The organism is Yoonia vestfoldensis DSM 16212, from assembly GCF_000382265.1.
In the GTDB taxonomy this organism is placed as follows: Bacteria; Pseudomonadota; Alphaproteobacteria; order Rhodobacterales; family Rhodobacteraceae; genus Yoonia; species Yoonia vestfoldensis.
The window spans coordinates 51,031-65,106 of sequence record NZ_KB907992.1 but is presented as its reverse complement, the minus strand read 5'-3'; the positions used below and the strand labels follow the sequence as shown (position 1 = coordinate 65,106).

The 14,076-nt window shown below is 63.7% G+C and carries 10 protein-coding genes and 1 tRNA gene; 8 read left to right on the top strand and 3 right to left on the bottom strand.

Annotation, left to right across the window (positions count from 1 at the left end; all coding sequences use genetic code 11):
* Positions 1 to 205: integrase core domain-containing protein (locus H147_RS0116775; RefSeq protein ID WP_019956554.1), on the top strand; the 205-nt coding region annotated here is incomplete at its 5' end.
* A gap of 441 nt (positions 206 to 646) precedes the next feature.
* Here H147_RS0116775 and H147_RS0116770 read toward each other — a convergent pair.
* Positions 647 to 736, bottom strand: a tRNA-Ser gene (locus H147_RS0116770).
* Positions 737 to 929: 193 nt separating this feature from the next.
* Here H147_RS0116770 and H147_RS20000 point away from each other — a divergent pair.
* From H147_RS20000 to H147_RS0116755, 3 genes are read left to right on the top strand one after another with little or no spacing between them, the layout of a single operon-like run.
* Complete coding sequence (locus H147_RS20000; RefSeq protein ID WP_019956553.1) at positions 930 to 1,607, top strand: ImuA family protein; 678 nt, start codon at positions 930 to 932, stop codon at positions 1,605 to 1,607.
* A complete protein-coding gene (locus H147_RS0116760; RefSeq protein WP_019956552.1) occupies positions 1,576 to 3,042 on the top strand; it encodes a Y-family DNA polymerase in 1,467 nt (488 codons plus the stop codon). The genes H147_RS20000 and H147_RS0116760 overlap by 32 nt, the downstream gene beginning before the upstream one ends.
* 60 nt (positions 3,043 to 3,102) lie before the next feature.
* Positions 3,103 to 6,408 carry an error-prone DNA polymerase gene (locus tag H147_RS0116755; RefSeq protein ID WP_019956551.1) on the top strand — a complete coding sequence of 1,102 codons (3,306 nt, stop codon included), beginning with the start codon at positions 3,103 to 3,105 and terminating at the stop codon, positions 6,406 to 6,408.
* A gap of 2 nt (positions 6,409 to 6,410) precedes the next feature.
* Here the strand turns inward: H147_RS0116755 and H147_RS0116750 are convergent, their stop codons facing one another.
* Together H147_RS0116750 and H147_RS0116745 are read right to left on the bottom strand one after the other, a co-directional pair.
* Positions 6,411 to 6,857 (bottom strand): MarR family winged helix-turn-helix transcriptional regulator, encoded by a 447-nt coding sequence (locus tag H147_RS0116750; protein WP_019956550.1) that lies wholly within the window; start codon positions 6,855 to 6,857, stop codon positions 6,411 to 6,413.
* A 7-nt stretch (positions 6,858 to 6,864) separates the two neighbouring features.
* Positions 6,865 to 8,001 (bottom strand): Acg family FMN-binding oxidoreductase, encoded by a 1,137-nt coding sequence (locus H147_RS0116745; RefSeq protein WP_019956549.1) that lies wholly within the window; start codon positions 7,999 to 8,001, stop codon positions 6,865 to 6,867.
* Positions 8,002 to 8,139: 138 nt separating this feature from the next.
* On the opposite strand from H147_RS0116745, the gene H147_RS0116740 reads away from it, so the two are divergent.
* The 4 genes from H147_RS0116740 to H147_RS0116725 all read left to right on the top strand — a co-directional run bounded on the left by H147_RS0116740 (position 8,140) and on the right by H147_RS0116725 (position 14,066).
* Positions 8,140 to 9,033 carry a LysR family transcriptional regulator gene (locus H147_RS0116740; RefSeq protein ID WP_019956548.1) on the top strand — a complete coding sequence of 298 codons (894 nt, stop codon included), beginning with the start codon at positions 8,140 to 8,142 and terminating at the stop codon, positions 9,031 to 9,033.
* A 76-nt stretch (positions 9,034 to 9,109) separates the two neighbouring features.
* Positions 9,110 to 11,185 carry a hydantoinase/oxoprolinase family protein gene (locus H147_RS0116735; RefSeq protein WP_019956547.1) on the top strand — a complete coding sequence of 692 codons (2,076 nt, stop codon included), beginning with the start codon at positions 9,110 to 9,112 and terminating at the stop codon, positions 11,183 to 11,185.
* A complete protein-coding gene (locus H147_RS0116730; protein WP_019956546.1) occupies positions 11,182 to 12,864 on the top strand; it encodes a hydantoinase B/oxoprolinase family protein in 1,683 nt (560 codons plus the stop codon). The genes H147_RS0116735 and H147_RS0116730 overlap by 4 nt, the downstream gene beginning before the upstream one ends.
* Positions 12,864 to 14,066 carry an NAD(P)/FAD-dependent oxidoreductase gene (locus tag H147_RS0116725; RefSeq protein ID WP_019956545.1) on the top strand — a complete coding sequence of 401 codons (1,203 nt, stop codon included), beginning with the start codon at positions 12,864 to 12,866 and terminating at the stop codon, positions 14,064 to 14,066. Before H147_RS0116730 ends, H147_RS0116725 begins: the two co-directional genes overlap by 1 nt.
* Positions 14,067 to 14,076: the final 10 nt, after the last annotated feature.

Sequence of the window (14,076 nt, the reverse complement as noted above, 5' to 3'; positions counted from 1 at the left end):
CAACGTCTTCATCGAGCGTCTGTGGCGGAGCATCAAATATGAGGAGGTCTACCTGCGAGCCTATGCCAGCGTCTCCGAGGCACGCGCGGGGATTGGCCGGTATCTGACCTTCTACAACAGCCGGCGGCCCCATTCATCGCTTGACGGCAGAACCCCCGATCAGGCCTACTTCAACCAGCCGATGCCCGAAGCGGTAGCGGCATAACCAAGGCGGAAAACCACTTAGAAAACGCCAGGAACCTGTTCAATCAAACCGAACCACCTCTGTTACACCGACTATCCGGAAGGCTGCTGGTGATGACGATGCCGAATTGGTGTCGCTGAAAATCAAGCTAGGGGACAGGTTTAAAGCGCTTGATAAACTTGCCATGCATCTCGGTATGGGTAACAAAAAGGTGAACAGGTCTTCCAATGCACTGTCAGAAGCAATCATTGCCCTCGCGCAGCGCGGTAGCCCTATCCCGGTGGCTTCTGAACGGAGAGTGGGCCCGCAAGGTGACCGCGGCTTATAACAACAAGTTGCGTTCAGTTAATGAACGCTAAGTGTGTTTGCTGCTAGCAGTCACTGAAGTGTATCCATTAATGTATCCAGCCTAGGTTGTTGGTCTTAAAAGCTGATACATTTCAAGCGACTATGCTTTTATAGTGGCGGAGACGAAGGGATTCGAACCCTCGAGACGGTTTCCCGCCTACTCCCTTAGCAGGGGAGCGCCTTCGACCACTCGGCCACATCTCCGCCGCGGGGTCTAGCAGCAATGGAACGCCAAGAACAAGCGGAAATTGCAGGCCGGTCCGATTGTCTTTTGTCCTGTCGGCCATGGCTTTCGCCTGCGGCATCCCGCAGCAGGGCGGCTGGCGGATTGTCAGAATCAGCGCGATAGACTAGAACAAAGCATGAACATTTTGATCCGAAATTAGGTGTGACGTGTATGGGTTTGCTTCGTATGCAGAAAACGCCGGAAGGCCAGCCGCAGCAGCCGGGGCTGGCCCGGTTTACCTTGTCCGAGGCTTTTGTCGAAACCGCCGCGGATCCCGCTGCCTTGGGCTTTGCGCTGGCACGCCTGCCGCGCGGGCAGCGGCCTTTGCTCTGGGTGCAGGACCGCGTGTCGCGCAAGGAAAGCGGGTTTCCCAGCCTTGCGGGGACTGGCCCCCTGCGTCCGATCATCATGGTCAATGTCACGCGCGCCGCCGATGTGCTTTGGGCGATGGAGGAAGGCCTGCGCTGCCGCAGTCTGGGCGGTGTGATCGGCGAGATCTGGGGCGATCCGGCGGCGCTGGATTTCACCGCGACCAAGCGGCTGGCCTTGCGGTCCGAGGCGGCGGGTGTTGCCTGCTGGCTGATCCGGCGCGCGGCGCATCCCAATCTGAGTGCGGCGCGCGACCGCTGGCGGATCGGGGCGCGCCCGTCCGCCCCGCATCCGCACGACCGCCAAGCGCCCGGTGCGCCGCGCTGGGCGATCGAACTCTTCCGGTCGCGCGATGCCAAACCGGGGCAATGGGTCGCCACCTATGACCGGGCGGCGGATCGTGTCGATCTGGTTGCCCCAGTTTCCGATCGAACGCTGGACGCGGGTGATGGAACGGCAGGGCAACGCGCCGCCGGATGACATCCCGCTGGTGCTGGCGCGCGAAGGGCATCACGGCCCTGTCGTGCATGCCGCCAATCGCGCGGCACGGCTGGCGGGGATCATGGCGGGATCGCGCGTGGTGGATATGCGCGCGATCTGCCCTGACCTGCAGGTCGCCTATGCCGATCAGGCGGGGGACCTTGCCGCACTCGACCGGCTTGTGCTCTGGGCGCGGCGCTGGTGTCCGTGGACCGTGCGTGACGGCGATGATGGTCTGATCCTTGATACCACGGGGTCGGACCATTTGCTGGGTGGCGAGGCCGCGATGCTGGTCGAGATGGAAACGCAATTGTCCTTGCTCGGGCTCACCGCGCGCTTGGCCGTGGCCCCCACTTGGGGGGCGGCCTGGGCGCTCGCGCGGTTTGGCCCTGTGCGCGCGCTCTGTGGCGAGGATGAGGTGGCGGTGAAACTGGGTGCTTTGCCTGTGACCGGCCTGCGGCTGGATGGCGCGACGGTGCTGCTGTTGCGCCGTCTGGGGCTGAAAACCATCGGGGCGGTGATGGATGTGCCGCGCCTGTCGCTGACCCGCCGTTTCGCCAAGGCCGCCTTGCCCGCCAATCCGCTGCTGCGGCTGGATCAGGCTTTGGGCAAGCGCGCGGAACCTGTGTCGAGCGTCGATCCCGCGCCGCGGTTTGTCGTGCAAAGCCGTCTGGCAGAGCCGATTTTCGACCCCAGCCCCTATCTGCCCGCGCTTTGCGAGGATCTGTGCGATGGGTTGCAGCAGGCGGGCCAAGGCTGTCGGCGGCTGCATCTGACGATCTATCGCACGGATGGCGACATCAGCCATCTGTCAGTGGCCATGTCCGCCCTGTCGCGCGATCCTGTGCATCTGCACGGGCTGTTCCGCGACAAGGTGGACCGCATCAATCCCGGCTACGGGTTCGATCTGATCACGCTCGAAGCCGCCGATCTGGGCGCGGTGCAGAACGTCCAGAGCCATCTTGACGGCGGATCGGACGATGATCTGCAATTGGCGCATCTGCTGGATCGGCTGACCGCCCGTTTCGGGGACCGTGCCGTGACCCGGCCCGTCCTGCGTGCCAGCCACATCCCCGAACGGGCCGAGGCGCGCTTGCCCGCCATCGCCGATGTGCCTGCGCTGATGCCTGTGCCTGCCAGCGAACGCCCGCTGCGGCTGCTCGATCAGCCCGAGGAGGTGCGCGTGCTTTACGCCGTTCCCGAAGGCCCGCCCGCGCAATTCGTCTGGCGCCGCCAGACTCACCGCGTGGCCCGCTATGCCGGGCCTGAGCGCATCGCGCCCGAATGGTGGAAAGACCGCCCCGGCACCCGCCTGCGCGATTATTTCAAGGTCGAGGATCAGGTGGGCCAGCGGTTGTGGCTGTACCGCGAAGGGCTGCACACGGACGGGCGCGGCGGTGATCCGCGCTGGTTTGTCCACGGGATGTTCGTGTGATGAGGATGGGTCGCGCTGCCTCCGGCGGGAGTATTTGGAGAAATAAGAAGCGGGCGTGTCATGCCGCAAAATGACCATCAACACCCCAGACGGGAATTGGAAGGCGACGGTTTTGTCCCCAATCCGCGTGCGGATTTTGTGGAATTGGGGGTGACGACCTGTTTTTCGTTCCTGCGCGGCGCGTCCGATGCGGTGGATCTGGCGGCGACGGCGCATGCGCTGGGTTATGACAAGCTTGGCTGTGCCGATCTCAATACCATGGCCGGTGTCGTGCGGCTGCATACAGCCGCGCTCAAGGCGGGGATCAGCCCCGTCATCGGCTGCCGCTTGGAATTGATCACGGGCGAGGTGTTTCTGGCCTATCCGCGGGATCGCGCGGCCTATGGGCGGCTGTGCCGGTTGTTGTCCAAAGGCAAGATGCGGGATGCGGGCGGCGACTGGCAGGCCAAGGGGGCCTGCGACATCAGCCTTGATGATCTGGTCGCCCATGCCGCGGGCGTGCAGTTGATCGCTGTGCCGGGGGCGGATCTGGGGCATTTCGCGGCGGGCCTGCCGCGACTGGCGCGCGCCTTGCCGGGGATGCGTCATATCGCGGCAAGCTGTCTTTACCGTGGCGATGACCGCGCGCGGATCAATCGCCTTGATGCTTTGGCGCGCAGGCACGGGCTGTCCATTCTGGCCACCAATGATGTGCATTACCATGCCCCCGACCGCCGCCCCTTGCAGGATGTGATGACCTGCATCCGGCACAAGACCACGATTGCCAAGGCGGGGTTTCTGCTGGATGCCAATGCCGAACGGCATCTGAAATCGCCCGCACAGATGGTCCGGCTTTTCGCCGACTGGCCCCATGCGATCCGCGCGACGCGCGAGGTGGCCGATGCCTGCACCTTTGATCTGCGCGATCTGGCCTATGAATATCCGCATGAAACCGTCCCTGCAGGGCGCAGCCCGCAGGAGTATCTGGAAGACCTGACATGGCGGGGGGCGGCGGCGCGCTATCCGGACGGGGTGCCTGCGGCCTTGCAGGCGACGCTGCGCAAGGAACTGGCGCTGATCGCCAAACTTGATATCCCGCAATATTTCCTGACCATCCACGAGATCATCGATTTCGCCCGCAACCAGTGCAAGCCGCCGATCCTGTGTCAGGGGCGCGGGTCTGCCGCCAATTCCGCCGTCTGCTATGTGCTGGGGATCACCGCCGTGGACCCTGCCAAGAACGACCTGCTGTTCGAGCGTTTCATCAGCGAGGAACGCAAGGAGCCCCCCGATATCGACGTGGATTTCGAACATGAACGCCGCGAGGAGGTGATCCAGCATATCTACGACAAATACGGCCGCAACCGGGCCGCACTTTGCGCCACCGTGATCCATTACCGCCCGCGCATGGCTGTGCGCGAGGTGGGGCGCGTGATGGGCCTGTCCGAGGATGTGACGACTGCGCTGGCCAAGACGATCTGGGGCTCTTGGGGCCGCGAGATTGGCGCGGCACAAGCGGCAGAGGCGGGGATCGACCTGCGCGATCCGCTGATGGCGCGCACGATCCGGCTGGCCGACCAGATGATCGGGATGCCGCGCCATCTGGGCCAGCATGTCGGCGGGTTCATTCTGACCGAAAAGGCGCTGACCGAAACCGTGCCCATCGGCAATGGCGCCATGCCCGAGCGCAGTTTCATCGAATGGGACAAGGACGATATCGACGAATTGCGCATCCTCAAGGTCGATGTGCTGGCGCTGGGCATGCTGACCTGTATCCGCAAGGCGTTTGATCTGATCGCCGCCCATCACGGCAAGCGGTTCGATCTGGCGAGTGTCCCGCAGGAAGACCCCGCCGTCTATGACATGCTGTGCAAGGGCGACAGCCTTGGCACGTTTCAGGTCGAAAGCCGCGCGCAAATGAACATGCTGCCGCGCCTGAAACCGCGCGCATTTTACGATCTGGTCATTCAGGTCGCCATCGTCCGCCCCGGCCCGATCCAAGGCGATATGGTGCATCCTTACCTGCGCCGTCGCAGCGGGGCCGAGGTGGTGGAATACCCCAGCCCTGGCCCGCAGCATGACCCGGATGAGCTGAAAAAGGTACTGGGTCGCACCCTTGGCGTGCCGATCTTTCAGGAACAGGCGATGAAGATCGCCATGGTCGCGGCAGAATTTTCCACCAAGGAAGCCAATGAACTCCGCAAGGCGATGGCGACCTTCCGGTCGCATGGCACCATCGGCGCGCTCGAGGAAAAGATGGTCGGTCGCATGATAAGGCGCGGCTATGACCCTGAATTCGCGGCGCGCTGTTTCAACCAGATCAAGGGCTTCGGCGATTACGGTTTCCCCGAAAGCCATGCCGCAAGCTTTGCGCTGCTGGTCTATATCTCCTCTTGGATCAAATGCCATTATCCGGACGTGTTCTGCGCAGCACTTCTGAATTCCCAGCCGATGGGCTTTTACGCCCCCGCCCAGATCGTGCGCGATGCCCGCGAACATGGCGTGATCGTGCGGGCGGCGGATGTGAATTATTCCGACTGGGACAACAGCCTTGAACCGCTGGCCCCCGGTGTCTTTGCTGTCCGGCTTGGCCTGCGCCAGATCGACGGGATGCGCCGCGATATGGCGCAGCGGATCATGGATGCGCGGGGGCGGCCTTTTGATGATCTCAAAGATATGAAAACCCGCGCCAAACTCGATGCCGGCACGGTGCAAAGGCTGGCGGCGGCGGATGCGCTGCGCTCCATGACGCTCGACCGCCGGCAGGCGCTATGGGAGGCGCGGGCGCTGCGCGATGCACCCGACCTGCCGCTGTTTGCCGATACCCGCGACGAAGGGGCCGAGGTCCGGTTCGATCTGCCGCAGATGCCTGTCTGCGAACAGGTGGTCGCCGATTACCAGACCCTGCGCCTGTCGCTGAAAGCGCATCCGCTGTCATTCCTGCGCCGCAGCATGACGCGGCAAGGCTATCGTCCGGCGGCGGAGCTGGCGCAGATGCGCAGCGGGCAGCCGGTCAAGCTGGCGGGCGTTGTGCTGATCCGCCAGCGCCCGGGCAGCGCCAAGGGTGTGTGTTTCATCACGCTCGAGGATGAAACGGGTGTCGCCAATCTGGTCGTCTGGCCCAAGGTGATGGAGGCCAACCGCAAGGTCGTGATGCAGGCCCGCCTGATCGACGTGCATGGCGTGGTGCAGCGCGACGGTGACGTGATTCATGTGGTGGCCCATGTGCTGACCGACCGCAGCGATGCGCTGGAACGCCTGTCCGAGGATCGCATGAACCCGCCCCTTGCCCATGCCGACGAGGTGCGCCGCCCGATCGGGGGTGATCCGCGTGCAAGCCATCCGCGCGATGTGCGCGTGATCCCCAAATCGCGGGATTTCCACTAGGGTCAGATGCCGCGGTTCTGGTCCAGATAGGCCCTGATCTTTTCCAGCTGCGGGATCAGGTCGCTGATCGTACCATCCCCCAGATCGTCGGTGATCTTGCGGATTGGGTCCGCCATACTGGCGATCGCGTCGCCGTGCAGTTTGCGGCCTGCATCCGTCAGGAACACGATCTTGCTGCGCCCGTCGCTGGGGTGCGGGGCCAGCCGGATCGCGGCACGCTTTTCCAGCACGGCCAGCGTGTGGGTCATCGTCGTCTTGGGCACCTGAAAGGCGGAGGCCAGCGCCAGCGGGGTCTTTTCATCACCCAGCCGGACCAGATGGTTCAGCAGGGCGAAATGCGACACGTGCAAACCGCCCGGCAGCCGGGCCGCGAAAATCGCCCCGGCCAACTGGTTGATGATCCCGATTTCATTGAAGAACCGGAACACGCGTCTGCCTTCTTCGTCCATGCAGTCCTCAGATCAGCTTGGCCTCCAGCGGCCAGCGCGGGCTGGGGGCGATAGTCTGACCATAGCCCAGACGGCACAGCATCTGAAGGGTCTCTCCATCCTGCGCCAGCAGCGCATGCGCGGCCTCGTAATGCAGGGCCATTTCGGGGAACTCTTGCAGCGCCTGGCTCAGCGGTTGCATGGCGACGCCCGCAGCCGTCGCGGCAAGGTTCAGCCGCAGCCAGTCGCGCCCTGCGATGATCTGGTCGGCGCGGGTATTGCCACGGGTCGCCTGCCACAGATGGCCCATCGCGGTTTCGGTATTGGCCAGCACGGCCGCCTTGCCTTGTGCGAACATGCTGGTTGTGGGGTCCGCCATCGCCGCGCGGGTCATCAGGCCAAAGGCGCCCAAAGTCTCGAACAGGGGGCCGGAAAAGTCGATGCCGTCGGGGTTCGCCTCGACCTCGGCCTTGCCGATGCGGAACAGGTCCACGCTTTCCTGAAAGGTGTGCGGTGTTTCGATTTCCACGATCAGCGCATCGCTGGTCAACTGGCGCAAGGCGGCGACGCTGCCTTCGGACGCGTCGCCCGCAACGCGGCTGCCGTGGATCGCGGCACGGGCGATCTGGGCGATGGTCTCGGGCGCGACAGGGCGATTGGTGTCGAACGGTTCCTTGTTCGACCGGCGCGTCATGACATGCGCGAACAGCGGGTCCGGCGTGCCTGCACCGACGCGGAAGGTCGCGATGGCGACAGGGCGGTCGTCCAGCGCCAGGTCGTCGGACCCTTGCGGAAACACGTCGAGGTCCACTGCGAAACCGTCCTGCGCCGCGGCCATGACCAGCAGTTCCAGAAAACACCCCAGCCCGACGGTGATCTGGCGGTTGAACGGGTCCGTGTGCGGCAAAAGCCGATCCGTATCGACCCGCAGAACGATTTGGTCCGGCGCGGACAGATCGACCAGCCACGGCTGGCGGTTATGCGGGTTGGGCGCAAGGATCGCATAGGACAGCGCCCTTTTGCGTGGTTCCTCATAGAGGCTGCCTGCGTGGTCCCATGGCGCGGCTGCGGCGGCAGGCGACCGGCTGGCGATGGTGCCCACAGTCGCAGTCGCGGCAAGGATGATGCCGCCACCGGACAGGGCGAGGAATTTGCGACGGTTCATTAAGGGCTCCTGTGATTCGACAAAGTGATACGATGTCGAACTAAGTAATGCGATATCGAACTAGATGCAAGCGCCACGCTTGCGCGGCATTGGTTATCGGCTGTATCCCTGCCAGACATCCGGTGCGAAAGGTCCGCCATGCGGCTAAATCTCAAGCAACTCGAAGCCTTCGTCTGGGTCGCCGATCTGCAAAGCTTTCGCGGTGCCGCCGACAGGCTGGGCACGACGCAGCCTAATATCTCGGCGCGGATCGCGGGGCTGGAACAGGCGCTGGGCATTGTGCTGATGACGCGCGATGCGGGGTCCGTGGTGCTGACGGCCAAGGGGCGCGACCTGCTGGCCCATGCCCGCCGTGTGCTCGATGCGACCGATGCGCTGATCGCGGCGGCGGATCAGAAAGCGCTGATCGACGGCACCCTCCGGCTGGGCGTGACCGAGATGATCGTCCACACTTGGCTGCGCGATTATCTGCGGCGGCTGAAGGACACCTATCCCAAGCTCAGCGTGGAACTGACCGTCGATCTGTCGGTCAATCTCGAACGGATGTTGGCCGACCGCCGCCTTGATCTGGCGATCCAGAACGGCCCGTTCACGCGGCTGACCAGCGGGCAAATCGATCTGGGCGCTTATGGCCTGATCTGGGTCGCGTCCCCTGCGCTGGGGCTGGCGGGGCAGGCGGACATGGCCGATCTGGTCGCGCATCCGATCCTGACCCATGCCCGCGACACCCATCTTTACGCGCAGGTCGCCGCGCATTTCGCGACCGCGAAACTGCCCGCGCGGCTGGTGCCGTCCAGCAATCTGGCCGCTTGCCTCCATATGACGATCGATGGCATGGGCGTCGCCACCATGCCCGCCGCGATGGTCGCGGACCCTTTGGTGCGGGGACAGCTGGTGCAGGTCGATTACGGTTGGACGCCCGCGCCTTTGCATTTCTTTGCCCGCTATGACGCCGAAAGATCGGCGCGGATCGTGGCGGATGCAGCCCAAGTCGCGGTCGGGGTTTCTGCGGTCTTCAATCAGAAATCCTGATCCTCGTGATCCGATAAAATAATTGGATGTGATGCTGTGACGCGCCTAGGCTGGCACCACAGCAAAAGGACAGATCATGCAGCACGCAATCCGGCTCGGCGTCGATATCGGCGGCACATTCACCGATGTGGTGCTGGAACTTGCGGGGGCCAGCCATTCGACCAAGGTGCTGACCACCTATGCCGCCCCCGAGGATGCGATCATCGACGGGATGCATCAGGTCTGCGCCAAAGCGGGGATCAGCCCCGCGCAGATCGGCCAGATCATCCACGGCACGACCTTGGCCACCAATGCCCTGATCGAACGGCGCGGCGCGCGCACGGCGTTGATCACGACGGAAGGTTTCCGCGATGCGATCGAGATGCGCACCGAAAGCCGGTTCGAGCAATATGACCTCAACCTGCAACTGCCCGAACCCCTGCTGCCGCGCCAGCATCGGTTCACGCTGACCGAACGTGTCGATGCGCAGGGGAACGTTCTGATCCCGCTGGACCGCGAAGACATCGTCGCACTGGCCGATCACATGGCCAGCTACAATTTCGACAGCATCGCCGTCGGGTTGATCCATGCCTATCTGAACCCTGCCCATGAACGCATGATCCGCGACGTGCTGGCCGAACGCCTGCCGGGTGTGATGGTGTCATTGTCGTCCGAGGTGTCGCCGCAGATGCGCGAATATGAGCGGTTCAACACGACCGTGGCCAATGCCTATATCAAGCCCCTGATGAAATCCTATCTGGGACGGCTGAAATCACGGCTGGCGGATGAGGGTGCGGATTGCCCCGTGTTCCTGATGCATTCGGGCGGCGGGATCATCAGCCTTGAAAACGCAGCCGAATTTCCGGTCCGTCTGGTGGAATCCGGGCCCGCTGGCGGGGCTGTTTTCGCGGCCCATATCGCCGCGCGTTACGGGTTGGACAAGATCCTGTCCTTTGACATGGGCGGCACCACGGCCAAGATCTGCCTGATCAAGAACCAGACCCCGAAAACCGCCCGTGTGTTCGAGGTGGCGCGCAGCTACCGGTTCAAGAAAGGCTCCGGCATGCCGATTTCGATCCCCGTGATCGACATGGTGGAAATCGGCGCAGGCGGCGGCAGTCTGGCCCATGTCGACAGCTTGCGGCAAATCCGCGTCGGCCCGGAAAGCGCGGGGTCCGAACCGGGGCCTGCCTGCTACGGGCGCGGCGGGTCAAGACCCGCCGTCACGGATGCCGATCTGGTGCTGGGCAAGCTCGACCCCGACAATTTCGCGGGCGGGTCGATCAAGCTGCACAAGGATGCGTCTGATGCGGCGCTGACCGCACTTGGTGCACCGCTGGACATGGACGCCCTTACCGCCGCCTACGGTCTGGCCGAGGTCGTGGATGAAAACATGGCCAATGCCGCGCGTGTCCATGCCGTGGAAAATGGCGAGGATCTGGCAGGCTACACGATGATCGCCTTTGGCGGTGCCGCCCCTCTGCATGCGGGACGCTTGTGCGAAAAACTGGGCGTCGCGCGCCTGCTGGTGCCAACAGGGGCGGGTGTCGGCTCTGCCATCGGCTTTCTGCGCGCGCCGTTCAGTTTCGAGGCGACACGCAGTGTGTATATGAAACTGTCGGCCTTTGACGCAGCAACGGTGCGCGACCTGCTCTCCGCCTTGGCCGAAGAGGCGACAGGTTTCGTGCGCAATTGCGACGCCACAGCCCCGATCGAAGCGCAATCCAAGGTCTATATGCGCTATTCCGGCCAAGGATGGGAAATCCCCGTCAGCTTGAGCGCGGCTCAGGCGGCCAACCCCGATGCTGCAACCTTTCAGGCGCTGTTCGAGGCGGATTATACCGCCCTCTTCGGCCGCACCGTCACCGGCATGGATATCGAAATCACCGTTTGGGCGGTCAATGCGACCACGGCCAGCGCCACAGCCACCCCGCTGCCCGCCACCCCTGCAGGGCGCAGGATCACGGGCCATGCTACCCGCGCCCTGTTCGACCCTGCGCTGGCAAGGACCGTGCAGGCGCAGGTCGTCCCGCGTTCGCAACTGGCCGCAGGTGACACCGTCAAAGGTCCCGCGCTGATCACCGAGGATGAAACCACCATCGTCGTCCCCTCCAGCCGCGTGGCCATCGCCCGTCCCGACGGCACCATCGACATCACGGAGGCTCATCCATGAGCAACGTCGCCAACCAAGTCATGTGGAACCGCCTCATTTCCATTGTCGAGGAACAGGCGCAGGCGCTGGTGCGCACAGCCTTTTCGACGTCCGTGCGTGAAGCAGGCGATCTGTCCGCAGGCGTCTATGACGCCGCGGGCCTGATGCTGGCGCAGGCGGTCACCGGCACGCCCGGCCATGTCAACGCCATGGCCGATGCCGTGCCGCATTTCATCCGCCGCGTCGGGCGGGACACGATGCGCGAAGGTGATGTCTATATCACCAACGACCCATGGGAAGGCACCGGCCATCTGCATGATTTCACCGTGGTCACGCCATCCTTCTACCAAGGCCGCCATGTCGGGTTTTTCGCCTGCACCGCCCATGTCGTCGATGTCGGCGGGCGCGGGTTCGGGGCGGATGCGGCGAGTGTCTACGAGGAAGGCATCCACATCCCGATCATGCGTTTCGCCCATGCAGGCCGAGTGGACGAGACCCTGATCGCGATCATTCGCGGCAATGTGCGTGAACCGGGTCAGGTGGTAGGCGATCTTTACGCGCTGGCGACCTGTAACGAGATTGGCCAGCGGCGGCTGGCGGAAATGCTGGCGGAATTCGGCCTTGCCGATCTGGACGGGATCAGTGATTTCATCCTGACCAATTCACGCCGCGCAACCTTGGAACGGATCGCCGCCTTGCCGCGCGACAGCGCCACGGGTGCCATGCGTATCGACGGGTTCGATGTGCCGATCGACCTTTGCGTCAGTCTGCAGATCGAAGCCGACCGGATCATCTGCGATTTCACCGGCACATCGGGCGTGGACAAGAAAGGCATCAACGTGCCCTTGGTCTATACCAAGGCTTACGCCTGCTATGCCCTGAAATGCGCGATTGCACCGGAAATTCCCAACAACGCCGCCTCGCTCGCCCCATTCGAGATCTCGGCTCCCGAAGGCAGCATCGTCAACGCGGTGCATCCTGCCCCCGTCGCCCTGCGCCATATCATCGGGCATATGATCCCCGATGTGGTGTTCGGCGCGCTGGACAAGATCTTGCCCGCCACTGTCCCTGCCGAAGGGGCGGGGTGCTTATGCAATTTTCAGGTCAGTCTGCGCCCTGCCACGGGCCAAGGGCGCAGGGCCGAGGTCCTGACCTTCAATTCCGGCGGTGCTGGCGCGCGGCCATCGGTGGACGGGCTGAACGCCACCGCCTTCCCGTCCGGCGTGATGACCATGCCGGTCGAGGCGACCGAACACACCGGCCCCGTCATCATCTGGCGCAAGGAATTGCGTCCCGACAGCGGTGGTGCCGGCCAATTCCGCGGCGGGCTTGGCCAATATATGGAGGTTGGCCCTGCCGCGGGGTTCGAGGCTGATTTTTCTGCCATGTTTGACCGCGTGCATCACCCTGCGCGCGGGCGGCAGGGGGGGGCTGATGGTGCGGCGACCACCATTGCGCTGGACGATGGCGGTGCGATGCAGGGCAAAGGCAAGCAATTCGTCCCCGCAGGGCGGCGCGTCATGTTAGGGCTGCCTGGGGGTGCGGGCTATGGCCCTGCGGCTGACCGCGACCCTGCGCTGATCAAGCGTGATCTTGCGCGCGGCTATATTTCTGCGAAAGCTGCAATGCGCGATTACGGCCTGACCGAGGCCGATGTCGCCGCCGTGCAAGCCCAAGTCATAAAGGGAGAAACCGCCTGATGCAGACCCCCGCCAAATCCAGCTACGACGTGGTCATCATCGGCGGCGCGATGTTGGGGTCGGCGGTGGCGTGGTTCCTGACCGACAACCCCGATTTCGATGGGTCTGTGCTGGTGGTGGAACGCGATCCCACTTATGCGCAGGCCGCAACGTCGCTGACCAATTCCTGCATCCGCCAGCAATTCAGCGCCGCGATCAATGTGCAGATCTCGCAATTCGGCGCGGATTTCGTCAAGAATTTCCCCCGCTACATGGGCAACGACTCGCGCGTGCCGCAGCCGCGTTTGCACAGTTTCGGCTATCTCTATCTGGCCGATACGCCCGCATTCGCCGCCGCCTTGCGCGATGCGCAGGCGGTGCAGGCGGCGTGCGGGGCTGGCACCCGCCACATGACGCGCGATGAAATCGCGGCCGCCTATCCGTTCTACCAGCTCGACGATATCATCGCGGGCAACCACAATCTGGTGGACGAAGGTTATTTCGACGGCAACACCCTGTTTGATTGGTGGCGGCGGTCCGCGCGCGAACGTGGCGTGGAGTACGTCACGAACGAAGTCATCGCGATCACCCGTGACCCCAGCGGCACCCGCGTGCAAAGCGTCACCTTGGCCACGGGCGACACCATCGCCTGCGGCCATGTCGTCAACGCCGCCGGCACGCGCGGCGCGCAGGTGGCGGCCATGGCGGGGATCAGCATTCCGGTGGAACCGCGCAAACGCTACACCTTCATCTTCGAAGCCGCCAAGCCGCTCGACCGGGATCTGCCGTTGACGATCGACCCGAGCGGCGTGCATGTCCGCACCGATGGCCAGTATTACATGGCAGGTTGTCCGCCAGAAAATGACGCCGCCGTCGATCACGGCGATTTCATCGAGGACCACGCGATCTGGGAAGACCACGTGTGGCCCACTATCGCCACCCGCATCCCGCAATTCGAGGCGGTCAAGCTGCGCAATTCGTGGGCGGGGCATTATGACTTCAACACGCTCGACCAAAACGCGATTGCGGGGCCGCATACGGAGGTCGGTAATTTCATCTTCGTGAACGGCTTTTCAGGGCATGGGTTCCAGCAATCGCCCGCGATGGGGCGAGGCATCGCGGAATGGATCACCTATGGTGCTTACCGCACGCTGGACTTGACCCCGTTCGGCTATACCCGCATCGCAAAGGGTGAAAAGTTCATCGAAAAAGCGGTGATCTGAACCGCGACGA